The organism is Synechococcus sp. J7-Johnson (genome assembly GCF_024345795.1).
In the GTDB taxonomy this organism is placed as follows: Bacteria; Cyanobacteriota; Cyanobacteriia; order PCC-6307; family Cyanobiaceae; genus Regnicoccus_A.
In genome coordinates this window covers 1-23,440 of sequence record NZ_JAGQBU010000007.1, presented here as the reverse complement: position 1 = coordinate 23,440, position 23,440 = coordinate 1, and the positions used below count along the sequence as shown (strand labels likewise).

Sequence of the window (23,440 nt, the reverse complement as noted above, 5' to 3'; positions counted from 1 at the left end):
AGTGACTGACCTCCACCCCACGCAATGGCCTGAAGCGATCTTAACGAAGCTGCTGCTGCTGGCGGTGTTGGTCCTGGGTGTCGCCCCGGGCTGCTCATGGGCAAAGCCGGAGGCCACGGCCACGGAGTCCGAGCTGCGCCGAACGGTGCTGGTGCGAGGTCTGGAGCACCCCTGGGGCATGGCCTGGCTGCCCAATGGCGACCTGCTGATCACGGAACGGCCAGGGCGGCTGCGCCTGGTACGCGAGGGAGTGCTCGACCCCAGGCCTATCTCCGGACTTCCGCCTCTACTGGTCCTGGGTCAGGGAGGCCTGCTGGATGTGGCCGTGCATCCTCGCTTTGCCAGCAATCAGCTCGTGTACTTCACCTATGCGGCGGGAAATGCCCAGGCGAATCAGACCCGGGTGGCTCGGGCTCGCCTGGTCGATCACCGCCTCGAGGAGCTGACCATGCTTCATGCGGTGACACCAGCCAAGACCGGCGGCCAGCACTTTGGCTCTCGCCTGCTCTGGCTTCCAGATGGCACCTTGCTCGTTTCGGTGGGAGACGGAGGCAATCCGCCCATTGAACTGGAGGGCAAGGCGATCCGGCTTCAGGCCCAGAACCGGGGCAGCGGCCTGGGCAAGATCCTGCGGCTTAACGACGACGGCACCATCCCAGCCGACAATCCCTTCCGATCGGATCCCGGAGCCGATCCGGCCGTCTGGAGCCTCGGTCACCGCAACATTCAGGGGCTGGCCTACGACCCGCTGCATCGGCGGATCTGGGCGAGCGAGCACGGCGCTCGCGGCGGGGATGAGCTGAATCTGGTGGTGGCGGCGGGGAATTACGGCTGGCCGACGGTGACCCACAGTCGTGAGTATTCCGGTCCTGAGATCACGTCGCTCAGGAGCGCTCCAGGCCTTGTGGACCCTCGGCTGGTCTGGATGCAGGCCATCGCCCCCTCGGGTCTGGCGGTGGGCAGCGGCCGGGCGGTCAAATCGTGGAAGGGCAACCTGTTTGCCGGCGGACTCGTTTCTGGCGATGTGCGCCGCATCCAGCTCAACCCGTCCGGGGAGGTGCTGAGGCAAACCATTCTGCCGGTGGGAGATCGGGTGAGGGATGTGCGTGAAGGTCCCGACGGCCACCTGCACGTGCTCACCGACGGGGCAGGCGATGGAGCCCTGATCCGGCTTGAGCCGGCTGGATCCAGCACCTCACCCTGAAGCCGTATCCCTCCTGGCCCCGGGCCTACCCGGCGGATCGGCTCTGCCTACATTGAAACCAGGACTGCGGGGAGACGACGTGAACCAGACAGCAAGCGATGGGTTGGCCCGCTCCTACCCGGTTCCAGCCGATGAAGGCCTGCGCCTGCGGGAGCTGCAACGCCATCAATTGCTCGATCATGACGGCGATCAACACTTCGATCGGATCGTCAAACTGGCTAGCGCTATCTTCGACATGCCCATCGCCCTGATCTCCCTGGTGGATCACGACCGGCAGTGGTTCCTTTCCCGCGAAGGGCTGGAGGTCAGCGAGACCCCGCGGGAAGTGGCTTTCTGCGCGCACACCATTGCCGGCAATGAGGTGATGGTCGTGCCCGATGCCCTCCAGGACGAACGTTTCAGCAGCAACCCCCTCGTGCTTTCCCCGTCTGGCATCCGCTTCTACGCCGGGGCCCCCCTGCGCACCAAAGACGGCCACAACCTGGGCACGCTCTGCGTGATCGATCAGAAACCGAGGGAGTTCAGCACGGAGCAGCAGCAGCAGTTGCGAATGCTGGCCGACGTGGTGATGCGCGAAATCGAATGGCGCCACGACTCCAGCCTCTGCCCCGTGACGGGGCTCTCCAACCGCGGCGCCCTGTTCAGCGTTGGCAAACGGGAGATGGAGCAGGCCCGCAGCGGTGCTGAATCCATGGCCCTGATCTGCCTCGACATTGATAACTTTCGCCAGATCAACAATCGCTGGGGACATCCTGCCGGCGACCAGGTGTTGCTCGATTTCAGTCGCCTTTGCAAGGGTTTTCTGCGTGAGCAGGATTTCATCGCCCGTCTTGGTGATGAGGAATTCGTGATCCTGCTGATCGGCCGGGACAGCGATGCTGCCCTGCAACTGGCCGAGCGGATTCGCGACGCCGTCAGCCGAATGAACGGTGTGTTCTCCCGCTCCGGCTACCACCTGAGCATCAGCGGCGGAGTGTCAGCCTTTGCCCACGACGACACCAGCTTCGGCGACCTGGTGCAGCGGGCCGAGCGAGCCCTGGAGCTGGCCAAGACCAATGGCCGAGACCAGATCGTCTCCTTGCTCAGTTCATGACTGAATGCAAGCGCGCAGCCGGCTGACGGCCTTATGGGGTTATGGTGTCTAAGTCAGGCTGAAGCCGGCGAGCCGCGCAGCTCGCACAGAGCCTGACCCAGCAACGCGCCAGCCCCTTTGCTTCCCGGGGCGGCCATCAGGTTCCCAAATCCATCCGCTACGACGGTCCCACCAGGATCTGCGGGTGAGGACCGGTGCCGAAACCATGACCAGATCACATTTGTTCCCCCATGACCATCAACCTTTCCCCAGCGGGACTGCTTTCCGCTGAACGCTCCATCAGACATTTCTCCTGCCAGAGCCTGAACCAGGCCAACGCCAAACGTAAGAGCCTCAAGTCAACAGGCTCCCAGCACCAATCTCCTCCCAGCTGGGAGGATTTGCTCGGCCGGCGCTGATCCGGACAGCAGTATCCCGCCTCTGACTGGCACTGGTCACGGAGGCGTGGAATCCTTCAGCCCACGCAACCATCGGCATGCTGTTCGAGATCCGCCATTCCATTCGGTTCAGCTATGAGCGGCCGGTTTTTCTCGAGCCGATGATCGTGCGGCTCAGTCCACGCCAGGACGTGACCCAGCGGTTGATCTCCCATGAGCTGACAGTGACCGAGGCTCCGGCAGGTCACAGCCTGATCCTCGAACCCGATGGCACCGACGCTCGGGTGCTCTGGTTCAGCGACAAGCGAGAGCATCTGCACCTTCAGGTGCACTCGGTGGTGGAGACCCTGCGTTGTAATCCTTTCGACTGGATCCTCACTCACCCCCAGGCGCAACGACTGCCGGCCTCCTATCCCGCCGCTGAAGCGGTCTCCCTGGCTCCCAGCCTCTCCACCACGTCAGGGTCCAGAGAACCTGGCTCGACACCTGTAGCTTCCTGGGCAGCGGCAATTGCCGCTGAGGTGGAGCATTCCACCCCGGATTTTCTGATGCGGCTGGCTGACGACATTCACCACAGCTTTCACCACATCGGCCGCTTGGATGGTGAGCCATTCAGCCCGGAGGAGACCCTTTCCAGCCGCTGCGGAGCCTGCCGTGACACGGCGATGCTCTATGTGACGGCCTGCCGCAGCCAGGGTCTGGCAGCACGGTTTGTGAGCGGCTACTCCATGCATCACCCTCCGGAGGTGAGCGAGCATGAACTCCATGCCTGGGCCGAGGTTTACCTGCCGGGTGGTGGCTGGCGCGGCTACGACCCCAGCCTGGGGCTGGCGGTGGCGGATGGCCATGTGGCTCTGGCGGCTTCGCCCGACCACCTGATGGCCGCTCCCACCACCGGCACCTACCGGGGCACCGACGTTGGCTCCCAGCTCAGCTACATCATTGAGCTCAAGGTCTCCGACCCAGAGCCCGAACCCGGCGAGGCAGCGGCATAGCCCCCGTAGGGGTTGGTCGGCGTTTCGCCGATGGCATCGAGCTTGGCGGCAAGATCCGCATCCGCTCGCGTGAGTCCATCCACATCGTGGGTGCGGATGGCAGCCTCCACGCGGCCCCAGCCTAGGCAGAAATTGGCGTGGTGACCAGCCGCCTCACAGACCGCCCCGGCCCGGTTGAGCCAGTTGAGTGCCGATTGAAAATCGGGAAATGACCAGACCTTGTGGAGATGGTGGTGGTCGACTACCCGCCACCCGCTCAGGCTGGGCAGGAGGTCGTCGAGTTCCTCGCTGGTGAGAGTGGGGGCGCCATCGCGGCAGGGCACGCAGCGCTCGTCGCTCAATTCCATGCTGTGCACGTCAGGGTTTCAAGTCTGGCGAAGAAGCTGGAACCCTGCATCTCTAGGTATTTCCTCTCAGGAATGGAGCTGATAGTGGCTAGCTCCGGTGACGATATCTTTCAACTATTGGCTGCTTGTGCGGCCAGTCCCTAGTCGTAGCTCTGTCACTGTAGGCCTTCCAATGTGGGCTTGATCGGCGCTGAGCGAGATGCCGGTGAGCGCGCAGCCCCAGCAAAGGTTTAAGGTGGTTTGCATCCGTGAGCTGCTGAATGCCGGATCGATCTCGGCCCACGGATGTTCTGATCGACCCAGTTTCCCGTCCAGGATCCAAGCGATCCAATCCCCTTGAAAAACCGGTTCTGAATGGCCATGACTGAAGCAGCCTCCCTGACGGTCGGCGAGCTTGAGGCGAACTATCACCTCTATTGCAAAGCCATGAAAATGTTGATCATGGAGGAGAGAACTTCTCAGGAAATTCAACGGACAGTGTGCTGGAGTCGCCTGGAGACGCTCCACAATTGCCTGCCGAGCATGTATAAGGCGCCAGATTATCTCTTTACATTGCTGCGGCGTGAGCATATGCAGAAGAAGGGTCCTAAATAAGCCGCTCCAAGCAACCTCCTTGTCAGTTTGCCCGCGCTGCTACAGGCTGACGGGTGCCACCTCAGCCCCCGACGGATGAAACTCACAGCATCCAGCAGGTTGCCGGTGTCGCTGCACCCTCTCAGGGCGGCCTCCTGGTTCGGCGCTGTGCTTTTCGTGCTGCTGACCCTCCCTGACCTGGTCAGTGGTCATGCCCTGGCCCAGCAGGACGTTCCCCCAGAGGCAGAGTCCGCGGAGGCACCAGCTGTGACCACGCCGGCGGTGGTGGCCGCTCCTGAGCCAGTTGATGCCCCCACCGCGAGGGAAAAGGAGCTGCTTGAGAAGATCCGCAAGCTCAAGGCCCCCCGCTGGCGCAGTTTCGGGGCCTGCCAGTACGACTGGACCGCCTGGCGTTTGAGCGCAAAAGGGGTTCGTACCACCAACTTCCGCTGCGGAGACCCGCCGATCACGGGCAATGTGGCGGTTTTCTGCCCCAGCCTGCGCATCAGCCGACAGGTCGCCGACGCCCAGTGGGAGTCATGGCGGCTGCCGTTGAGCCTGAGCGAATCGGCGGCCACAGGAGGCGAGGACCAGATGGTGGCCAACCTTTGCGCCAATGCCCGGCCGCTGGCCAATACCCCCAGCGAAGCCCCGGCCCAGCCTGGCGCTGCCAGCCAACCGAAGGCCAGCCCAGGCCCCGTCAAGCCAGCTGCCAAGCCAGCCGCCCTGCCAGCACCCTGAGCGAGGGGGTTCAAAGCACCCCCAGATAGCCGCTGGGGAGCAGAACCCAATCTGCTGCGTACACATGCAACCGCCGGTTTGGGCGCCCAGCGGAGCTGAATGAAAGACCGGCATGGGCCCAGGCCAGAAGGCACTGAGGCGATGGGGGCAGGGGGACTTGAACCCCCACAACGTCGCCGTCTGCGGATTTTAAATCCGCTGCGTCTACCAATTTCGCCATGCCCCCGACCTTTGGATCCTAGATTTGCGTCACCTTGAGTTCACGGTCGTGCCACTGCCCGGCTTGCTCAGTTCGATGACGATGACACTCGGGATGGTCTCCCCCGACACTTTGTTGGTGCTGGGCGCCTATGCGGTTCTGGCTGGTGCCTATCTGGTGGTGGTGCCCCTGGCGCTCTACGCCTGGATGCACAAGCGCTGGACAGTGATGGGCAAGATCGAGCGGACGGCCGTCTACGGCCTGGTGTTTCTGTTCTTTCCCGGCCTGATCCTGTTCGCACCCTTTCTGAATCTGCGCATGGCGGGTCAGGGAGAATGAACCGTGGTCAGGCACTTCTGATCGGGCTGGGAGTGTTCCTGGCCGGCGGGCTCGGCTATTGGGGCTTCAAAGCGGCGGGATTCGAGGGCTTTTCGGCCGGCATCGCCACCGAGGCCCTGCTGATCCTGCTGGTTTTGGGCTGGACGGGCTCCTACCTGCTGAGGGTGGTCACCGGAAAGATGAGTTTCATGGAGCAGCGGCGCCAGTACCGCGCGGCCTTTGATGCCCTCACCACTGAGGAATTGCAGAAAGAATTCGATGCCCTCAGCCCTGGGGAGCAGGAGAAGCTGTTGCGGGAGATCGGCCAGTGGCAGGACGACGCCGCAGCTTGACCCCATAGGCTCGGAGCCTGAACGCCCCCGCCCAACGGCTCCGATGAGTGCTGCTTCCGCCACCCTTGCCAGCACACCGATCCAGCGGCGATTCGCTGACCTCAGGCAGCAGGGGCGATGCGCCCTGATGCCTTTTCTGATGGCAGGAGACCCTGACCTGGCCACCACCCGCAACACTCTGCTGGCGCTTGAGGCCGAGGGAAGCGATCTGATCGAGCTGGGCATCCCCTACAGCGATCCGCTGGCGGACGGCCCGGTGATTCAGGCCGCCGCAAGCCGGGCCCTCGCCGCCGGCACCACCCCCACGGCTGTACTGGAGATGCTCGCCAGCTTGAAGGGTGAACTGACGCTGCCCGTGGTGCTCTTCACATACACCAACCCGCTGCTGAACCGCGGTTTCGAGAACTTCTGCCGTGAAGCTGCCGCTGCCGGTGCAGCTGGGCTGGTGGTACCCGACCTTCCCCTGGAGGAGGCGGAGCGCCTCTCGCCGATTGCCGCTGGCCACGGCCTCGATCTGGTGCTTCTGGTGGCTCCCACCACCCCTGCCGAGCGGATGGCGAGAATCACTGAGGCCAGTCGCGGCTTCACCTACCTGGTGAGCGTGACCGGGGTTACTGGGGTGCGCACCAGTCTGGAGAGCCGGGTGGGCGATCTGGTGCGACAGCTCAAGGGCCTGGGCACAAGACCCGTGGCGGTGGGTTTCGGGATTTCGGGCCCCGAGCAAGCCAGGCAGGTGCGTGACTGGGGCGCCGATGGGGCGATTGTGGGCAGTGCTCTGGTGAAGGTGATGGCTGCGGCTCATCAGGAGGGCACTGATCCGGCCCACGCCGCCGCGGCATTCATCGCCGGCCTGCGCCGGGCCCTCGACACCTGAGGCCGGCCATGGCACCTGAGGAATCAAACGTTGCCCTGCCCTTCTCGGAGGCCTGCGAACGCAACAAGGAACCAATCCTGGCGGCCCTGAGCCAGTGGTTGGCTGAAGGCAACCGGGTGCTCGAGGTGGGTTCCGGCACTGGCCAGCACGCTGTGCATGTCTGCCGCCATCTGCGGGTGGTGTGGCAACCCAGCGACAGGACCATCAACCTGAGCGATCTGCGCCGCCGCTGCCAAATCGAGGGCCAGACCAACTCCCACCTGGGCTGGCTGCTCCCTCCCGTCGAACTCGATGTGCTCCAGCCGCTCTGGCCCGATGGACCGTTCGATGCGGTCTTCAGCGCCAATACAGCCCATATCATGCCCTGGAATGCCGTTCCGAGATTGCTGGAGGGCAGTGCCCGGGTGTTGCGCTGCTCAGGCCTGCTGCTGCTCTACGGCCCCTTCCACGAGGGCGGCCATCACACCAGCCCGAGCAACGCCGCTTTTGATCAGCATTTGCGCAGCCTCGATCCCGCCATGGGCGTGCGCGATGCCCTGGAGCTCGCCGCCCTGGCCGCTGACTGCGGTCTGCAGGCCATCGATGATGTGTCGATGCCCGCCAACAACCGGCTGCTGGTGTTCCGCCGGGTTGCTGCTGAGGAGTCCGAGCCCCAGCCATGAGCACCGCCGCGGCGGTGCAGGTGGCCCTGCTGGGCCTGCCCAACACCGGCAAGTCGACGCTGTACAACAGGCTCACTGGCGGCCATGCCCATGTGGCCAACTGGCCCGGGCTCACGGTGGAGCTTCTGCGGGGTTCCTTGCCTGCCGACGTCGACGGCCGGCCCTATGACCTGGTCGATCTTCCCGGTATCCACGACCTGCGCGGCAGCAGTGAGGACGAGGCAATCGTGCGCCGGTTTCTCAGCGCCACCCGGCCGGATCTGGCCGTGGTGGTGCTGAATGCCAGCCATGCCGACACCCAGTTGAGGCTGGCCCTGGAGCTCCAGGCCACCGGCCTGCCCCTGATCCTGGCGCTGAACATGGGTGATGAGGCCCAGCGCTTCGGGGTGCGAATCGACCATCAGCGTCTGGCGGCGGACCTGGGGCTGCCGGTGCTGGTGATCAGTGCCCGCCAGGGGAAGGGCCTCGAAATGCTGCTGGAACGCATCCACGGCTTTGCCCAGCTCCAGCCAGGTCCTCCCCGGCTGCTGCCTGAGGCGGAGTTGGAGGCGCAGCGGGCCCGGCTGGTGGCGAGCTGCATCGAAGGCCACGACCACCCGAATCCGGATACCCAGCGGGACCGCCTGGATCGGCTGCTGTTGCACCCGCTGCTAGGGGTGCTGTGTTTTTTTGTGGTGATGCTGGCGATCTTCCAGCTGATCTATGCCGTGGGAGGACCGATTCAAGAGAGGCTCCTGACGCTCTTCGATGGCCTGGAGGCCAATTTGTTGCAACCGGCCCTGCAGAGCCTGGCGCTCCCGGATTTTTTCAGCCGGCTGCTCAGCGAAGGGCTGTGGATGGGCGCCACCACGGTGATCAGCTTCATGCCGATCATCTTTCTTTTTTATATGATGATTGGTTTGATTGAAGATTCGGGCTATCTGGCTCGCTCGGCCTTCCTGATGGATGGGGTGATGCATTGGCTGGGCCTTGATGGCCGCAGCTTCGTGCTGCAGATCATGGGGTTCGGATGCAACGTGCCGGCCATCATGGGCACCCGCGTGATTCGGGACAGGCCCCAGCGTTGGCTGGCGATGCTGATGATTCCGTTTTCGCTTTGCCAGGCCCGGCTGACAGTGTTCGTGTTCATGGCCGGCGCCTTTTTTCCAAGGCCCTGGTGGGCAGCTGGAACGGTGATCTTCGGCTTTTACGTGGTCAGCTTCGCTGCCGCGGTGCTCACCGCCCTTCTGTTCAAACAGGTGTTCCCCAGTGAGGGAGGATTCGTTTTGGAGTTGCCACCTTATCGAGCTCCCAGCCTGGGCACGGTGTTCAGCCGCGCCTGGCGCGAAATGGTGACCTTCTTCTTCACCACCCGCCGCTTCATCATCCTGGGAGTGATCGCCATCTGGCTGCTAAACAACCTACCTCCTGAAGTGGATCACCTCTCCGGCCAATCGTTGGCAGGTCAGATCGGATGGGCGGTGCAACCACTGCTTGGTCCAATCGGCATGAACCCGGAGTTGACGATCTCCCTGATCTTCGGCTTCATCGCCAAGGAAATTCTGCTGGGGGCGATGGCGGTGATCTATGCCACCCGCGAGAGTGGGCTGGCCAGCGTGGTTGTGGGAGCGATCAGGCCTCTGCAGGCCCTGAGTTTCATGATGTTCACCCTGCTGTACACCCCCTGCCTCTCCACGGTGGCGGTGCAGCTGAGGGAAAGTCGCAGCGGCCGCTTCGTGGCGCTGTCGTTGCTGTGGTCGTTCAGCCTGGCCTGGGTGATGTCTTTTCTCCTTTACCAGGGGGGTGTGCGCCTCGGGTTCAGCTGAGGGGCAGCGCTTCCATCTGTGCGGCGTCTGCTCGGCGCAGCATGAAATCGAGCAGGCCCATGCGTAAGTGCAGGATGCCGCCAGGGTGTCCCCGGCGCATCACCATCAGGTGGCAGCCTGGCTTTACCCCCATGGCGCGTAGGCGGCTCTCGAGGCTGGGACGACTTGGCAGGCTGAGCAGCTCCAGAGGCTGATCCAGCGGCGCTTCAGCCAGGTTCATGTCCTCGCTCAGGGCTGTCTGGATTGAAGCAGCGCAGCGATCAGAGGCCCGTGTGAACCAACAGCTCGGCGAGGGTGGCCGTGAGCGCTCCAAGCAGGAGCAGGCGGGTGGTGCCGCCGAGGAGGCGGGAGCAGATCAGGAAGCGGATGGGAATCACAACGGGTCTCCTTGGAATGGAGCTCAGGCACGGAGGAATGGACCTCAGGCACGGAGGAATGGACCTCAGGCACGGCAAGATTGTTCAGCTGCTGGCGGTGTCGAGCTGCTGGAGCTGATCGAGGGGAAGGGCAAATGGGCGTGATCCATGGCGCAGGAGGGGCCAGCGGCGCACCCAGCAGGTGCTGGCGTCGGCGTCGATGTTGAGCACCTGATAGGTGTGATCGGGGCTGTTGGTGAGCCTGACCATCTGGCCTTGGTGAAGGGTCATGGGAAGCGGAGCATTCTCTGGACTGTCTGGGCCCCAGCGCCTCGAGGCTGCAGGCTGTCAACCGGAAGTGTGACGGCGGCCATGGGTAGAGCCGGAACCTGAGCCAACGTAACGGTGTATTTCGTTAGCTTGACAGCCAGTCATCTTTTGGTCATCTCTGTATGTAGATGAACACGTAACCCTTTGTCAGCCAGCGCCACTCGGCCAGCGGTTGGTGATGGAGCAGGCTGGAGCCACGATTGGTGACGGTGATGCCCAAGACCCTGCGCGAGCCTGTCTCACCCCTGGCGCGCACCCGACCCACTGAGCAGGAGCCGAGCCCATTCGAGGCCGAGGCCAACCGCTCGAGCAGCCGCGCTCGCCAGGGGTTCGGACCAACCAGGGCGCCGGGAGCCAGCACCGGCAAGGCCAAAGGCCAGGGCAAGGGTGGCAAGAAACGCAACCCTTGCCTGAGCAAGGCCGATTGGGGCCCCTTGGGCAAGCATCCCGACCTCGATGCCATCGTCGCTCGCCAGCGCCTGCACCTCCCTCGCTGCGGCCGGATCACCGCCGGCGATGTGACCCGCGCCTGGAAACTTGCCGCTGCTGAGCATCACCCCGACCGCGGCGGCCAGCACGACACCATGCAGCTGGTCAACGGCGCCCGCGACCTGCTCCTGGGAAGGGGCGTGAAGAGCTGAGGGGCCCAGAGCTGATCCACACTGTGACCTCTGGATCAGCTCTCCAGGGCATTCCTGACCCTCACACCAGAAGCACCTATAGGAGCAACCGATGGCCAGATTCGTCCTCTGGGGCACCTACAGCGCCGATGTGCTCGAGAGGAGAGGACCCTATCGGGAGGAACACCTGGCCGGACTGCGGCTGCAGAAGCAGGAGGGGGTGCTGATCACCCTCGGGCCCACTGCGTGCACCACCCGAGTGTTCGGCATCTATGAAGCCGAAAGCCAGCAGCAGGTGGAAGCCCTGGTGAAGGGGGATGTCTACTGGCGCCAGGGGATCTGGACCAGCGTGGAGGTCTACCCCTGGATTCAGGCGTTTTAGGAGTCTCCAAGGACTTCGGGCGCGGTCGCTGAGCTCCAGTTCCGCTGAGCCTGTTGCCACACCCAGTCAGCGACCGCCTCGGACCCCCCTGGCCCCAGCACCTCCCCATACCCCGACATCTGACCCAGGCCAGCAGAGGCGATGGCGGCGATGGCTTCCGGGCCTGTGATGCCGTTGCGCTCCAGGGCCTTGAGTTTGAGGGTCTTGCCGCGGCGCAGGATGTTACCACCGTTGATGTGGCACCCTGCGCAATGGTTCGCGAACAGGCTTTCGCCTGAGGCCATGCCAGGAGTAGCCAGGGAGTCACCCCACACCGGTCGGGGCCACCAGACCAGCAGTAGCAAACCGAGCAACGCCAGAATCCCCAGCCACCGGCGCCAGGTTGGATGGCTGGGCGATGAGGGTTGGATCAAAGACACCCGCTCTCGCTCCTTGCCAAGACGGTCACTCTGGCGTGCTTTCAGCCGCACGGGCCCGCAGGTAGCGGCGATAGAGATCCTCTGGTGAGCGGTAGCGCTGGGGCAGTGAGCTGTGCAGGGCGCTGAGGTTGTGCCAGCAGTGAGTGCGCTCGATGCGCTCGATGCTGTGTCCGTCGGCCACAAGCCGTCTCAGGGCCTGGCAGTAGGCCGAAAAGCCCGCCTCCAGTTCACCGATGCTGAGTGGACGTGAGTCGGCCATGGGGATCTCCGGCGCTCGCCGTGGCGGCACGGCCAAACGCTGAACCTGGATCCACGCTATGCAGCAGTTGTACGGCTCTGGGCCACACCCAAGGGGCCGCAACAAAGTTGTCTCAATGGTTGGGCCGCCCCGATACCGTCCCAGCAACCAGCCAGGGGCAAGCCGATGCACAGCCTGCGACCCCTCGTTCACCAAGACCTCGAAGAGGTGCGTGAGGTATACCGTGACGCGGTGCTCAGCCAGGCCCCACAGCTCTACACCCCGGAGCAGGTCAGGGCCTGGGCGGATGTGGTGCAGGAGAGCTCACCGTTCGAGGAGATCCTGGCGAAGGGTGTGGGCCTGGCCAGCTGCTCCGGCGCAGGTGAGGTGATCGAGGCATTCGCGGTGCTGGAGCCCCTAGATCGCATTTCCTTGCTCTACTGCCGCGGACGGGCCAGCCGCCAGGGGCATGCCACCAGCTTGCTGCGTGCCCTGGAGGCCCTGGCCCGTGGCTACGGCAGCCAGCGGCTGCGCACCGAAGCCAGCTTCCTCTCGCGCCCCCTGTTCGAGCGGGAGGGCTGGAGCGTCGCCTGGATCGAGGAACTCACGATCGCCTCGGTGCCCTTTCGTCGCTTCCGTATGGTCAAGGATCTGCTCCAAAACTGAGCATTCCGTCATGGCCGAGGAGCAGCTGCAGGCCTTTCTCGAGAAAGTGCGCCAGCTCAACGCCTTCGTGGCCCTGAGCGAAGCCCGGCCCAAGCTGCGGGACGCCCTCGCGGCCTGCTCCAACCATCACGAGGTGGTGGCCCTGGCCCGGGAGCAGGGCTATGAGATCGGTAAGCGCTGGGGAGAACCGGACCCCGCTCAGGGGGGCCGCGCTGGAGCGGACAACCTGCTCCAAAGCCCCTGCCCGCCGGCGGGGCAGGAGAGGCTGGATCTGCTGCTGGAAAGCCCCTGCCTGCGCCTGGAGCGGATTCACTCATGTGCCCACTGCACAGCACCAGGCCAGTGGTACGACCAGCCGGAGGCCGAATGGGTGCTTCTGCTTCGCGGCAGCGCCAGGCTTCGCTTCGAGGATGAGGACGAAGCGAGGGATCTGGCCGTCGGTGACAGCCTCCTGATCACGCCCGGGCGCCGTCACCGGGTGGTGGCTACTGATCCGGATCCCGGAACACTCTGGCTCGCCTGCTTCTGGACGCCTCCTCCATCAGGGTGGAGGAGCGCACCAGCCAGTAGCCCGCTGACAGACTCACCACCGTGATCCCCAAGCCCAGCAGCAGAAGGGGTTTGTCCTCCGCGCCGGGGGGAAGCACGATCACCTTCCGCGCCACGGCGGTGAGGGCGGTGAGCAGCACCAGCTCGATCTGGACCACATGGTGGCGCAGGTAGGCCGTGACGTTCTGCAGCACCTCAAGGGCGATCAGCACGGTGAGCACATCACCGAGGATCCGGATCAGATCGTTACCCAGCCAGCCGGTGTCGGGGTTGAAAAACTCCTGCCACACCTGAATGATCAGCTGGGTGGTGGCGGCGATCAGCACCACGCAGAGCAGAACTGAGAGCGCCTTGGCCAGTTGACGCTCAAAACGATCGACAAGCGCAAGGAACGTCTTGTCATCGAACAGGCCGGAGAATCTGGCCATCAATTGTTGAAGGGCTCGAACTGGGGTCGGGCTGGGCTGTCCCCTGGAGGGTTCTTGAGCTTGGTTTTACAAGTCACCGATCCATCCTTGGGATCGGTGACGCAATCGGTGGACTCCACCTGGGTCGGCTCACCCACGTTGCTGCCTGGGCCGAGGTTGTAGCGCAGGCTCTGGGCCCGCAGATCCGAGGGGGCGAGCAAGATCAGGGCCACGGCCGCCGTAGCCAGTGGGGCAGCAAAGGGTGGCATTGGCCCTGGGCTCGCCAGAGTCTTGGTTGGGATGGGTGCCATGGAGAGCAGTGTGGCTACTGACACTCTGCCTTCCAGGAGCTAGATCCGCCTGTCCTGTCGGATCTCCTCAAGCAGAAGATCCAACTGACCGAGTGGGTCATCACCGAACTCGATCCCATGCCCAGGTTCTCCCTCCTCCCGCTGCCAGAGCTCCTCAATGCCACAGAGGCGGTCCGCCAGGGCGCTGAGTCCGCCTTGAGCATGGAGCTGCTGGAGTGTATCCAGCAGAACCGGCATCCGGATCGACTCAGCCCGCAGAGCCAGGCGGAGATCGGCCTGGGTGCGTCCCTGATGGCGAAGCCAGTCTTTGAGGAAGGCCTGGAGATTTTCCAACTGGTCGCTGCTCAGGGATGCATCACTGGCCGATGCCGTGCTGACTGGTGAGCTGCTGTGGTCTGGCATCAACGGCCGGGGGGAAACCAGCGGTCCAGCTTGCGCCGGGCCCTGGTGCGGATGTCTGGGGTCAGATGGCGCCCTGTCAGGCCCAGGAGTGCCGTGAGCGCCACCAGATCATCGCTGAAGCCGGCAGCGGGGATGAAATCGGGGATGAGATCGAAGGGCAGCAGCAGATAGGTGAGGGCGGCGAGCATCGTCAGCCGCACCTGGTTCGGGGTGCTGCCATCCAGCAGCAGTTCCAGACATTCCAGAGCGGGTAAGGCGATGGCACGGCCCGCTCTGCGCAACAGCCGCTGCAGAAGCCCTTCATCGACGACTGTGCTCTCCAGCACTTCCGCTTCAACGGTGGTCTGGTCAGCCCCTTCTGAGTCCCCCTGGAAAGAGGATCCATCGGAGGCATATGAGGGGCTGGCGTCGATTGGAGCCATGGCTCGCTCTGGGAGCAATTGACAGAGTCATCATCATCAGTTGAGTCTGACCAGACAAGGACGGTTTCAGGCCGATTTAGGACGGTGATCCAGCCCTAGCCCGCTTCCACGAGGCCGCTCTGGACGCCTGCCTTACGCAGTTTGCGCAAGGCACGCTGCACCACCTGGCGGCAATACTCCCGGCTGCAGCCCAACTGGCGGGCCACCTCGGCCAGAGTGCGCCATTCATGGCTGCCATCAAGTCCGAAGCGCAGGATCACCACTGTGCGTTCGCGTGGGGTGAGATTTGAGCCGTCGAGCAATCGCCACACCGACGCGCTGCGCTCGGCCAGCTCGGCCCGCTCCATAGGTGGCATTTCATCGCTGGCCAGCACATCCACCAGCTCGGTGGGATCCGACTTTGATTTGACCACTCCCTGCAAGCTGACCGTGACACTGCGCAATTCGCAGCCCAGCAGGTCTTCCACCTCCGTGAGCGGAAGATTCATGCTGGTGGCCAGCTCTCTTGGCGAGGCAGAAAGGCCATTGGCCTGCAGCAGCCGTGCCTTAGCGGCGCGCAATTTGGTGAGCTTTTCGTTGACATTCACCGGAATGCGGATCGTGCGGCTCTGGGTGGACAGCGCACGGTTCAGACCCTGGCGGATCCACCAGTAGGCGTAGGTGCTGAAGCGATGTCCCCGGGTGGGGTCGTACTTTTCGACGGCTCGCACCAGCCCCAAGCTTCCTTCCTGGATAAGGTCGAGCAGATCCAGGCCCTTGCCCTGATAACGCTTGGCCAGGTTAACCACTAAGCGCAGATTCGCTGTGATCATCAGATCCTTGGCCCGCTCACCCGTACGGATCGTGCGACGCTCCACATCGCTGTAATCACAGGCTTTGCCGCTGCCGCCGGCTTCAGCACACCGCTCGTTGAGTGCGATCATCGCCTGTACCTTTCGCCCGAGCGTGAGCTCCTGGGATGGGGTAAGCAGTTGATGGCGTCCGATCTCTCCGAGGAAGGCGCTCAACGAACTGGCCATGACCTTCCTCGTAACCTTATTTAATTTAGAGCAAAAACTCAATTCGCTCAAAATCATCACAAAGGCTTCCGACTTCCAACTTGCTTCGGTATTCGGAATTCATTCAGATTCTGGCTCCGGGACATTCCGTTGAAATCATCAGCTCGGCTGGTGGCTCAATGCTTCCCCTGTCTCGCTACCGTCATGGCGTCAACCGAGCACAGCCCTGGCCATGTCAGCACTGGTTCATCTGCCCGCCGCTCTGGTGCTTCCCACCGGTGTGCTGCCCAGTGCGGCCGTGGCCTATGTCCATTACCTCAGTTTCATGGTCTGCTTCGGGGCCCTGGTCCTGGAGCGCCGCCTGATCCGACCGGATCCGGATCGTTCGGTGGCCATCACGATGGTTATCACCGACATCGTTTACGGGATCGCTGCCCTGCTGGTGCTGCTGAGCGGCATCCTGCGGGTGCTGCATTACGGCCAGGGCAGCAGCTTCTACACCCAGAATCCCCTGTTCTGGTGGAAGGTTGGGGTATACCTCTCGGTGGGGGCCCTTTCGCTCTACCCCACGGTCACTTACATCCTCTGGGCCCTGCCTCTGCGCAAGGGGGAGCTGCCGAAGGTCAGCCAGGGTCTGGCCAGCCGTCTGGGCTGGATTCTCAACATTGAGCTCGTGGGCTTCGCCACCATTCCTCTGCTTGCGACCCTGATGGCCCGCGGCGTCGGCTTGCCGGGCTGAGGCTGCTGCGTGCAAGCCATCTTTTCCCTCAGGCGTAATCCACAAAGGCTTGTTCTGAGCCTGATCTGGATCTTCCTGGCTGTTCCGTTTGCTGGAGCAGCCCCTGCCGCTGCGGAACCCGAGAGTCAGCAGATCTGCCCGGTGGCCAGCGCCAGCCGTCCTCCCGTCAGACTGTCTTCCCCAGCGGCGCTTGCAGCGGCCTCAGCTCCAGCTCCCAGCGGCCTCGACTACAGCCACCTGCTGGAGACCACACCCTGGGGCTGGCCTCGGCTTGATCACTGGTGCGTGTGGGTTGAGCCTCTGGGGGAGTCCAGCCCCGGCTCCCGTTTCGAGGAACGCTGGCAGCAGGCCGTCACTGGCGCCCTGGCCAGCTGGGGCTCCGAACTCTCCCTGGTGATGGTGAGCCATCCCGACCAGGCCCACATCCTGGTCCAGCGCCGACGTCCGCCGCTCCTGGATGCCCAGGGCCGCCGCCGGGCCAGCCATGGCCGGGCCCTGCTCGAGGTGCTGGAGGTTCAGCGCCAGGCTGTCTGGCGGCTTGAACCCCGCGTGCTCGTGCTGCTGAGCCCCGATCAGCGTCTTGAAGCTCTGCAAGCCACTGCCCTGCATGAGTTCGGCCACGCCATCGGGCTCTGGGGCCACAGCGATGAGCCTGCCGATGCCATGGCGGCAGTTCCCGGTGCCAGGCCAGTGCTCAGCCTCACTGCGCGCGACCGCGCCACAGTGCGCTGGCTGTACCAGCAGCCCAGCCGCTTCGGGAAACCGCCTTAGGGCGTGTGCTGGTGGTGTTGGTGGTCAGGATCCCTGGCAGGGTCCACCGGCAAGGAGATCGGCGGCGTAGCCGGTTTGTTCAGCTGCACCAGTCCATGGCCCGCGAGGCCGGCCCACCACACACCCATGGTGGTCACTCCTGCGGTGAGCACCCCCATGTTCACCACCGCGGCCGACACGAGACCCATCGAGACGGCTCCGACGCTGATCACCCCCATCGGCACCACGCCGATGGCCACCACGCCCATGGGAACGATTCCGATCGAGATGATCCCCAGGGGGGCTACACCGGTGGCGATTAGCGGTGGGCGGCCTCCACAGTTGACGGAGGGGTCCTCGGGCGAAGCAGGCAAGGTGTACTGACTCGAATTCTGTGACCCTATTCGTGCCCTTGGCTCCGGCGCGGAGCGCCGCGTCGGGCGGCAAGCACCTCCAGCACCCTGCGCCAGTCGACCCCGTGGTGGGCCAGGGCCACCTGGAGATGAAAGATCAGATCGGCCGCTTCCCCGGCGATGCCATCGGCCTCGTCGTCCTTGCAGGCCATCACGAATTCGACGCTCTCCTCACCGATCTTCTTGAGGATCTGGTTGTCACCCCCTTCCAGCAGGCGATTGGTGTAGCTCCCCTCCACCGGCTGATCGCGGCGGTCCTGGATCTGCCGCGCCAGTTCGCTGCAGGCGTCGGCCGGTGGATCAGCACGACCTGTATCGGTGCTCCCCTGGCCGGAAGCTGCGGTGAAGAAGCAACTGCGCGTACCTGTGTGGCAGGCCACATCACCCACCTGCTCCACCGTCAGCAGTAGCACATCGCTGTCGCAGTCGTAGCGGAGCCCCTTCAGGCGCTGCAGATGGCCGCTGGTGGCGCCCTTGTGCCACAACTCGGCCCGGGAGCGGCTCCAATAGTGCACCTCCCCCGTGTTCAGGGTCTGCTGGATCGACTCCCGGTTCATCCAGGCCAGCATCAGCACCGCTCCATCGAGCCAGTCCTGGGCGATAGCGGGGATCAGACCGGCCCCATCGAAGCGCAGCTGATCCAGCCAGGGGGCGGAATCGGCAGCGATCGGTCTGGGGGGCTGAAATGATGCCTCCAAGGAAGAGGAGTCCGGCTGATGCGATCCTCTCCCATCCCGGCGATGGCCCTGTTCACCTGCTCGAAACAATTCAGCGGATACCCCTGCTGCCACCGCCAATGGCGGCACCGGGGGCACTGCCGCTTCGTGCACGGCTACAGCCGCAGCTTCACCTGCTGGTTCCGCGCCCGCCAGCTCGATGCCAACGGCTTCGTGGTGGATTTCTCGGGTCTCAAGGAGCTGGAGGCCCGGCTGGCCGGCCAGTTCGACCACACCTTCCTGGTGAATGCCGATGACCCGCTGCTGGAGCAGTGGCGCTCGCTGCATGATCAAGGAGCCCTCGACCTGCGCGTGATGGCCAACGTGGGGATGGAGAGCAGCGCCGAGCTGGTCTGGGGCTGGGCCAACGAGCTCCTCCACGACCAGGGCGACGGCCGCAGCTGCTGCTGGAAAGTGGAGGCGCGCGAGAACGAACGCAACGCTGCCTGCTATGAGGCATCCCCCGAGTGGTTCGAACTGGAGCGGCCGTGATGGGTGTGGAGTGGCCAGATGGGCCAACTGGGCTGCCACCACAACAACGAGTAGACAACCTGATCAGAGCAGTAGATTGGATACCCTGACTGGGTCTTCATCCCTGCTTGGCGTTCGAGATCTTTTTCATCCTGTTGTTGATCATCGCCAACGGGATCTTCTCAGGCTCTGAAATCGCCGTTGTTTCTGCCCGGAAGCTGCGGCTTCAGCAGTTGGCCGAGAAAGGGAATCGATCTGCTCAAGCGGCCCTTCGCCTGGCGGAATCGCCTAACGACTTTCTCTCGACGGTGCAGATCGGCATCACCCTGATCGGCATCCTCAGCGGTGCCGTTGCCGGGGCCACGGTGGCGCAGCATCTCAGACCCGTCTTTGATGGCATCAAGGCGCTGCAGCCCTACAGCGAAGGATTGAGTGTCACTTTGGTGGTGGCCCTGATCACCTACCTCTCCCTGGTGATCGGCGAGTTGGTGCCCAAGCGCATTGCCCTGGCCAATCCGGAGCGGATCGCCTGCCGCATCGCCCCCGCCATGCGCTCGCTCTCACGAATAAGTGCCCCGGCTGTTCACCTGCTCGGCATCTCCACCGATGCTCTGCTGAGGCTCCTGAACGTGGACCCCTCCGCTGAACCGGACATCACCGAGGAGGAAATCAAGGCCCTGATCCGTCAGGGAGCTGATTCCGGTGTCTTCGAGGAAAGTGAGCACGACATGGTGCAGCGGGTGCTGCGGCTGGGAGATCGCACGATCAAGACAATGATGACGCCACGCACTGAGATCAGTTGGCTGAATCTGGAGTCATCCCTGGAGGAGAATCTCACGGAAGTTAAGGAGTCGAACCACTCCCGTTTCCCGGTAGGGCGAGGCAGCCTTGACGACTGCATTGGTATCGTGCGAGTTCGCAGCCTGCTCACAGCCCAACTGGGCAGCGACCCCCTTGATCTGGAAGCGCTTTGCCAGCCGCCGCTCTATGTGGCGGAATCGGTCCGCTCCCTCACGGTGTTGGAGCAGTTCAAACGCACCGGCATCCACATCGCCCTGGTCACCGACGAGTTCGGTGGGGTGGAGGGTCTCGTGACGCTCAACGATCTGATGGAGGGCATCGTCGGTGACCTGCCAGCGCTGGAAGACGAGGAGGAGCCTACATTCGTGATCCGCGATGATGGCAGTTGGCTGGTGGACGGCAGCCTAGACATCAATGACTTCGATGATCGGATCGGCAGCAAACTACTCGGCTTAGAAGAACAGCGGCAGTACCACACCATGGCTGGATTCGTGATTCATGCATTGGAGTGCATCCCCAAGGCATCTGACCATTTCAATTGGCATGGATATCGCTTCGAGGTGATGGATATGGATGGCAAGCGCGTCGACAAGATTCTTGTAATCCCTCCTGCCCTGAAGTGATCAAGCTAGGCATGTTGCATCACAACGAAACCTGCAACTACCCGTCTAGCCAGCAATAAGTCGTCGATAGCTGCATACAGGCCATCAGACTTCCATTTTATTGGCCGCGTTTATTGGCCGCGTTTATTGGTCGCGGTTGAAGCAGCAGATACCACGGCTAGGTTGCAATAATCTGAGGGTGTTAGTGCATCCACCTGTCGTGCCCTGTCAACGTTGCGGCTGCCGCATGATCACCAGAGCCAGCTCAGGAAAGGGCCAGATGATCTGTGTGGATTGTGGTCAGCCTGTGGATGACGTCCCGCAAAACACGGGAGTTGGCAAAATGCTGATCGCAATCACCTTGCTTCTCGTTCTGATAGTGATTGCTGGGCTTACAGCCCTCCTCGCCCCAAGCAATACATTCAGCGACCATGATGGTCGTCCGTCGAAGGCACAGCCAGGGGCGGAATGATTCGGAGCTCACCAGGAGAGGATTGTCCTGGAGGAACTTTCAGGATTTAGTCCTTCGCTGAAGGGCACGGACCCCGAGCCAGATCGCAACCACAGCGATGAGCACGAGCAGCAGGCGGATCATGAGGCTGGTCAAGGGAGCAATCCAGACCAGGATCTGTCGGTAGTTATCCCCCAGCAGGAGGCCAGCATTGACGAGTGCCAGGATCCAGACCAGGCTTCCGGCACTGGTCCAGAACAGAAACGGGCGCTGTGGCATCAGTTCAATACCGGCCGGTATCGAAACGAAGGGTCTGATGCCTGGTACCAGCCGGCCCCAGAACACCACCGCCGCTCCATGGCGGGCAAACCAGCGCCGGCTGACAGCCAGATCAGCAGCCTTGAGGCCGATGAAACGGCCATGGCGACCAATCAGATGCTCCAGCCGTTGCTCATTCACCAGGCGACCGATCCCGTACCAGAACCAGGCCCCGAGGACAGTGCCGATCAAAGCGGCAGCCACGACGGGAGCGAACTGGAGCTTGCCCTGCTGAACCAGAAAGCCGCTCAGGGGCATCACCAGCTCCGACGGAATCGGTGGGATCACGTTCTCGAGAAGCAGCGCCAGGCCGATCAGGACATAGCCCTGCAGGGGGTTGGTCTCGACCGTGTCACCGATCAGCGTGAGAATTGCTTCAGCCCACTGCTGCAACCTTTCCGCCGGGACCAGGGAGCCGACCATCAGCTCAGGCGTCGGCATGGGCGCGGCGACGCCACAGCCGCCAGACCTTCTCAAGCTCCAGGTAGAGGAAGAACAGGAAGCTGAACCCCACGCAGATGGCCAGATCCTGAAGGCTCAGTGGCGTCGTCTCGAAGAAGTTTGAAAGGACAGGCACGTAGAGCAATGCCATCTGCAGGGCGGAGGTGAGCACAACGGCTCCGATCAGCCAGGGGTTGGAGAACGGATTCACCTGCACCAGTGGCAGATCACTGCGTGCGGCCAGGGCATGGCCCATCTGGGCCAGACAGAGGGTCGTGAACACCATCGTCTGCCAGGGGGCCCCAGACCTGAAGGCGTAGACCATCAGCACGATAGTGATCGCAGCGAAGACCACACCGATGCGCAGGATGTAGCTACCGATTCCGCGCGCAAAGATCGACTCGCCCGGTTCAGCCGGAGGCCGCTGCATCAGACCCTCCTCCCCAGGCTCCAGTGCCAGCGCCAGAGCGGGGACCCCATCGGTCACCAGGTTCATCCAGAGGATCTGGAGGGGGGAGAGGGGAGAGCCCACCAGGCCCAGCAGAGGCGCCGAGGCGATCGTGATCAGCTCACCCACGTTGCTACCGAGGATGTACTTCACGAAGCGGCGGATGTTTGCGTAAACCAGCCTTCCTTCCTCGACTGCATTGACGATCGTGGCGAAGTTGTCATCGAGCAGAACCATGTCGGAGGCCTCCTTGCTCACCTCCGTGCCGGTGATGCCCATCGCCACGCCGATGTGGGCCTGCTTGAGCGCCGGGGCGTCGTTGACGCCGTCACCGGTCATGGCCACCACCTGGCCATTGGCCTGCAGGGCCTTGACGATGCGCAGCTTCTGCTCGGGCGGCACACGGGCATAGACGCTGCAGCGGCTTACGGCCTCCTGAAGCTGGATGTCGTTGAATTGTTCGAGCTCCCGGCCCAGCACCACCTCGGCATCACCATCCACCAGGCCTATGCCCTGGCCGATGGCGCGGGCTGTGAGGGGATGGTCGCCGGTGATCATCACCGGCCGGATGCCGGCCTCCCGGCAGCGGGACACGGCCTGGGCCACTTCCGGGCGGGCCGGATCGAGCTGGGCCATCAGCCCCAGCAGCACAAGATGGTCGAGCTCAAGCTCGGGGCTGTGATGGTGTGGCGCGCAGGCGAAGGCAAGCACCCGCAGGCCGGAAGCGGCCAGATCGCGCGCCTGGTCTGCCCACCACTGTTTCTGCGGATCAGACAGAGCGCTGACACCCGAGCCTGAGATCCAGCGGTCGCAGCTGCCGATGATCACCTCCGGAGCACCTTTGCTGATCGCCAGGATGCTGGAGCCGGCCGCCACATCTCCGAGCGGTGCCTGGAGCGTGCCTTCTCTGTCCTGCACCCAAACAGCCATCAGCTGGCGCTCTGAGTTGAAGGGAATCTCCGCCGTCCGCTCGTAGCGGCTGCGCAGGGCGAAGCCATCCAGCTTGGCCTTGCCGGCGGCCACCACCAGCGCTCCTTCGGTGGGATCGCCCAGCACATCCCAGCTGCCGTCCTCTGCCTTCTTGAGCTCGGCGTCGCTGCAGAGCACACCAGCCGAAAGCAGCAGATCCCTAGCTCCAGGGGTGATGCCTGCTGCGGCACCCTCGGGGACGGGGAGCTCGGCCGCAGTGAAGGAGCCATGGGGGTTGTAGCCCTGGCCGCTGACGGCGATCGATTGACTGCCGCAGCGCAGCTCCTCAACGACCTGGCGATTGAGGGTGAGAGTGCCGGTCTTGTCGGTGCAGATCACCGTGACTGAGCCGAGGGCCTCCACCGCCGGCAGACGGCGAATCAGTGCAGCGCGCTGCACCATGCGCTGGGTGCCGATCGCCAGGGTCACGGTGATCACCGCGGGCAGGCCCTCCGGCACTATCGCCACGGCCATGCTGAGCGCCACCTCCAGCAGGCCCAGCAACGGCTGACCCAGCAGCCAGCCACCAAACACCACCAGCGCCACCAGCACAAGCGCCGAGACCACCAGCACGTTGGCCAGCCCATCGAGCCGTTCCTGCAGAGGCGTGGTTTCGCCCCCGGCAGTGTTGATCAGCTCGGCGATCTGGCCCAGCTCCGTGCCCATGCCGGTGGCGGTCA

Annotated in this window: 32 protein-coding genes and 1 tRNA gene; 18 read left to right on the top strand and 15 right to left on the bottom strand. The window is 63.6% G+C overall.

What is annotated here, in order from left to right; genetic code table 11:
• The first annotated feature begins 1 nt into the window (after position 1).
• The 3 genes from KBY93_RS05255 (at position 2) to KBY93_RS05245 (ending at position 3,669) form a co-directional block, all read left to right on the top strand.
• Complete coding sequence (locus KBY93_RS05255; RefSeq protein ID WP_255093192.1) at positions 2-1,204, top strand: PQQ-dependent sugar dehydrogenase; 1,203 nt, start codon at positions 2-4, stop codon at positions 1,202-1,204.
• A gap of 79 nt (positions 1,205-1,283) precedes the next feature.
• On the top strand, positions 1,284-2,297 hold the full coding sequence (locus tag KBY93_RS05250) for a sensor domain-containing diguanylate cyclase (RefSeq protein ID WP_255093191.1): 1,014 nt from the start codon (positions 1,284-1,286) through the stop codon (positions 2,295-2,297).
• 475 nt (positions 2,298-2,772) lie between these two features.
• On the top strand, positions 2,773-3,669 hold the full coding sequence (locus KBY93_RS05245) for a transglutaminase family protein (RefSeq protein ID WP_255093190.1): 897 nt from the start codon (positions 2,773-2,775) through the stop codon (positions 3,667-3,669).
• On the opposite strand, the gene KBY93_RS05240 is transcribed toward KBY93_RS05245, so the two are convergent.
• Positions 3,609-4,016 carry a 4a-hydroxytetrahydrobiopterin dehydratase gene (locus KBY93_RS05240; protein WP_255093278.1) on the bottom strand — a complete coding sequence of 136 codons (408 nt, stop codon included), beginning with the start codon at positions 4,014-4,016 and terminating at the stop codon, positions 3,609-3,611. The genes KBY93_RS05245 and KBY93_RS05240 overlap by 61 nt on opposite strands.
• 354 nt (positions 4,017-4,370) lie before the next feature.
• Between KBY93_RS05240 and KBY93_RS05235 the strand changes: the two genes are divergently transcribed.
• Together KBY93_RS05235 and KBY93_RS05230 are read left to right on the top strand one after the other, a co-directional pair.
• Positions 4,371-4,610, top strand: a complete 240-nt coding sequence (locus tag KBY93_RS05235) for a DUF3136 domain-containing protein (protein WP_255093189.1) — start codon at positions 4,371-4,373, stop codon at positions 4,608-4,610.
• A gap of 75 nt (positions 4,611-4,685) precedes the next feature.
• Positions 4,686-5,330: a hypothetical protein gene (locus KBY93_RS05230; RefSeq protein ID WP_255093188.1), complete on the top strand. Its 645-nt coding sequence runs from the start codon at positions 4,686-4,688 to the stop codon at positions 5,328-5,330.
• Positions 5,331-5,472: 142 nt separating this feature from the next.
• Here KBY93_RS05230 and KBY93_RS05225 read toward each other — a convergent pair.
• Positions 5,473-5,556, bottom strand: a tRNA-Leu gene (locus tag KBY93_RS05225).
• A 75-nt stretch (positions 5,557-5,631) separates the two neighbouring features.
• On the opposite strand from KBY93_RS05225, the gene KBY93_RS05220 reads away from it, so the two are divergent.
• From KBY93_RS05220 to feoB, 5 genes are read left to right on the top strand one after another with little or no spacing between them, the layout of a single operon-like run.
• Positions 5,632-5,868, top strand: coding sequence for an NAD(P)H-quinone oxidoreductase subunit L (locus KBY93_RS05220; protein ID WP_255093276.1), 237 nt, complete (start codon positions 5,632-5,634; stop codon positions 5,866-5,868).
• On the top strand, positions 5,865-6,200 hold the full coding sequence (locus KBY93_RS05215; protein WP_255093187.1) for a DUF3007 family protein: 336 nt from the start codon (positions 5,865-5,867) through the stop codon (positions 6,198-6,200). Before KBY93_RS05220 ends, KBY93_RS05215 begins: the two co-directional genes overlap by 4 nt.
• Before the next feature lie 43 nt (positions 6,201-6,243).
• Positions 6,244-7,074 (top strand): tryptophan synthase subunit alpha, encoded by an 831-nt coding sequence (gene trpA / locus KBY93_RS05210; protein ID WP_255093186.1) that lies wholly within the window; start codon positions 6,244-6,246, stop codon positions 7,072-7,074.
• An 8-nt stretch (positions 7,075-7,082) separates the two neighbouring features.
• On the top strand, positions 7,083-7,736 hold the full coding sequence (locus tag KBY93_RS05205; RefSeq protein WP_255093185.1) for a DUF938 domain-containing protein: 654 nt from the start codon (positions 7,083-7,085) through the stop codon (positions 7,734-7,736).
• On the top strand, positions 7,733-9,541 hold the full coding sequence (gene feoB, locus KBY93_RS05200; RefSeq protein WP_255093184.1) for a ferrous iron transport protein B: 1,809 nt from the start codon (positions 7,733-7,735) through the stop codon (positions 9,539-9,541). The genes KBY93_RS05205 and feoB overlap by 4 nt, the downstream gene beginning before the upstream one ends.
• Here feoB and KBY93_RS05195 read toward each other — a convergent pair.
• Positions 9,534-9,761 carry a FeoA family protein gene (locus tag KBY93_RS05195; protein WP_255093183.1) on the bottom strand — a complete coding sequence of 76 codons (228 nt, stop codon included), beginning with the start codon at positions 9,759-9,761 and terminating at the stop codon, positions 9,534-9,536. The genes feoB and KBY93_RS05195 overlap by 8 nt on opposite strands.
• Before the next feature lie 241 nt (positions 9,762-10,002).
• The gene (locus KBY93_RS05190; protein ID WP_094554496.1) at positions 10,003-10,188 is read right to left on the bottom strand and encodes a hypothetical protein; all 186 of its coding nucleotides are present in this window, start codon (positions 10,186-10,188) and stop codon (positions 10,003-10,005) included.
• A 251-nt stretch (positions 10,189-10,439) separates the two neighbouring features.
• Between KBY93_RS05190 and KBY93_RS05185 the strand changes: the two genes are divergently transcribed.
• Together KBY93_RS05185 and KBY93_RS05180 are read left to right on the top strand one after the other, a co-directional pair.
• Positions 10,440-10,868, top strand: coding sequence for a hypothetical protein (locus KBY93_RS05185; protein WP_255093182.1), 429 nt, complete (start codon positions 10,440-10,442; stop codon positions 10,866-10,868).
• Between the two features lie 91 nt (positions 10,869-10,959).
• Positions 10,960-11,229 (top strand): YciI family protein, encoded by a 270-nt coding sequence (locus tag KBY93_RS05180; RefSeq protein ID WP_255093181.1) that lies wholly within the window; start codon positions 10,960-10,962, stop codon positions 11,227-11,229.
• Here KBY93_RS05180 and KBY93_RS05175 read toward each other — a convergent pair.
• On the bottom strand, positions 11,226-11,513 hold the full coding sequence (locus KBY93_RS05175) for a c-type cytochrome (protein WP_399222604.1): 288 nt from the start codon (positions 11,511-11,513) through the stop codon (positions 11,226-11,228). The genes KBY93_RS05180 and KBY93_RS05175 overlap by 4 nt on opposite strands.
• Before the next feature lie 160 nt (positions 11,514-11,673).
• Positions 11,674-11,907: a DUF3136 domain-containing protein gene (locus KBY93_RS05170; protein ID WP_255093180.1), complete on the bottom strand. Its 234-nt coding sequence runs from the start codon at positions 11,905-11,907 to the stop codon at positions 11,674-11,676.
• A 165-nt stretch (positions 11,908-12,072) separates the two neighbouring features.
• On the opposite strand from KBY93_RS05170, the gene KBY93_RS05165 reads away from it, so the two are divergent.
• Positions 12,073-12,552 (top strand): GNAT family N-acetyltransferase, encoded by a 480-nt coding sequence (locus KBY93_RS05165; protein WP_255093179.1) that lies wholly within the window; start codon positions 12,073-12,075, stop codon positions 12,550-12,552.
• Positions 12,553-12,562: 10 nt separating this feature from the next.
• Positions 12,563-13,147 carry a Nif11 domain/cupin domain-containing protein gene (locus KBY93_RS05160; RefSeq protein ID WP_255093178.1) on the top strand — a complete coding sequence of 195 codons (585 nt, stop codon included), beginning with the start codon at positions 12,563-12,565 and terminating at the stop codon, positions 13,145-13,147.
• On the opposite strand, the gene KBY93_RS05155 is transcribed toward KBY93_RS05160, so the two are convergent.
• The 5 genes from KBY93_RS05155 to KBY93_RS05135 all read right to left on the bottom strand — a co-directional run bounded on the left by KBY93_RS05155 (position 13,038) and on the right by KBY93_RS05135 (position 15,662).
• Positions 13,038-13,529 (bottom strand): phosphate-starvation-inducible PsiE family protein, encoded by a 492-nt coding sequence (locus KBY93_RS05155; protein ID WP_255093177.1) that lies wholly within the window; start codon positions 13,527-13,529, stop codon positions 13,038-13,040. The genes KBY93_RS05160 and KBY93_RS05155 overlap by 110 nt on opposite strands.
• On the bottom strand, positions 13,529-13,741 hold the full coding sequence (locus KBY93_RS05150) for a hypothetical protein (protein WP_255093176.1): 213 nt from the start codon (positions 13,739-13,741) through the stop codon (positions 13,529-13,531). The genes KBY93_RS05155 and KBY93_RS05150 overlap by 1 nt, the downstream gene beginning before the upstream one ends.
• A 117-nt stretch (positions 13,742-13,858) precedes the next feature.
• On the bottom strand, positions 13,859-14,221 hold the full coding sequence (locus tag KBY93_RS05145) for a hypothetical protein (protein ID WP_255093175.1): 363 nt from the start codon (positions 14,219-14,221) through the stop codon (positions 13,859-13,861).
• On the bottom strand, positions 14,221-14,643 hold the full coding sequence (locus tag KBY93_RS05140; RefSeq protein WP_255093174.1) for a YkvA family protein: 423 nt from the start codon (positions 14,641-14,643) through the stop codon (positions 14,221-14,223). Before KBY93_RS05140 ends, KBY93_RS05145 begins: the two co-directional genes overlap by 1 nt.
• A 95-nt stretch (positions 14,644-14,738) precedes the next feature.
• Complete coding sequence (locus KBY93_RS05135) at positions 14,739-15,662, bottom strand: sigma-70 family RNA polymerase sigma factor (protein ID WP_255093173.1); 924 nt, start codon at positions 15,660-15,662, stop codon at positions 14,739-14,741.
• 211 nt (positions 15,663-15,873) lie between these two features.
• Here KBY93_RS05135 and KBY93_RS05130 point away from each other — a divergent pair, with 211 nt between their 5' ends.
• Both KBY93_RS05130 and KBY93_RS05125 read left to right on the top strand, forming a co-directional pair.
• Complete coding sequence (locus KBY93_RS05130; protein WP_255093172.1) at positions 15,874-16,380, top strand: DUF2214 family protein; 507 nt, start codon at positions 15,874-15,876, stop codon at positions 16,378-16,380.
• A 9-nt stretch (positions 16,381-16,389) separates the two neighbouring features.
• Positions 16,390-17,151 (top strand): matrixin family metalloprotease, encoded by a 762-nt coding sequence (locus KBY93_RS05125; protein WP_255093171.1) that lies wholly within the window; start codon positions 16,390-16,392, stop codon positions 17,149-17,151.
• Here KBY93_RS05125 and KBY93_RS16255 read toward each other — a convergent pair.
• Together KBY93_RS16255 and hisIE are read right to left on the bottom strand one after the other, a co-directional pair.
• Positions 17,148-17,399 (bottom strand): hypothetical protein, encoded by a 252-nt coding sequence (locus KBY93_RS16255; protein ID WP_399222599.1) that lies wholly within the window; start codon positions 17,397-17,399, stop codon positions 17,148-17,150. The two genes, KBY93_RS05125 and KBY93_RS16255, sit on opposite strands and share 4 nt — an antisense overlap.
• A 131-nt stretch (positions 17,400-17,530) precedes the next feature.
• Positions 17,531-18,211 (bottom strand): bifunctional phosphoribosyl-AMP cyclohydrolase/phosphoribosyl-ATP diphosphatase HisIE, encoded by a 681-nt coding sequence (gene hisIE, locus KBY93_RS05115; RefSeq protein WP_255093274.1) that lies wholly within the window; start codon positions 18,209-18,211, stop codon positions 17,531-17,533.
• Positions 18,212-18,259: 48 nt separating this feature from the next.
• Here hisIE and KBY93_RS05110 point away from each other — a divergent pair, with 48 nt between their 5' ends.
• Both KBY93_RS05110 and KBY93_RS05105 read left to right on the top strand, forming a co-directional pair.
• Positions 18,260-18,751, top strand: coding sequence for a 6-carboxytetrahydropterin synthase (locus tag KBY93_RS05110; RefSeq protein ID WP_399222597.1), 492 nt, complete (start codon positions 18,260-18,262; stop codon positions 18,749-18,751).
• 107 nt (positions 18,752-18,858) lie between these two features.
• Positions 18,859-20,154, top strand: coding sequence for a hemolysin family protein (locus KBY93_RS05105; RefSeq protein ID WP_255093170.1), 1,296 nt, complete (start codon positions 18,859-18,861; stop codon positions 20,152-20,154).
• A gap of 490 nt (positions 20,155-20,644) precedes the next feature.
• Here KBY93_RS05105 and KBY93_RS05100 read toward each other — a convergent pair whose 3' ends face one another.
• Positions 20,645-21,325 (bottom strand): DedA family protein, encoded by a 681-nt coding sequence (locus KBY93_RS05100; protein ID WP_399222651.1) that lies wholly within the window; start codon positions 21,323-21,325, stop codon positions 20,645-20,647.
• A gap of 4 nt (positions 21,326-21,329) precedes the next feature.
• The coding region (locus KBY93_RS05095) for a cation-transporting P-type ATPase (protein ID WP_255093168.1) at positions 21,330-23,440 on the bottom strand (2,111 nt) is incomplete at its 5' end.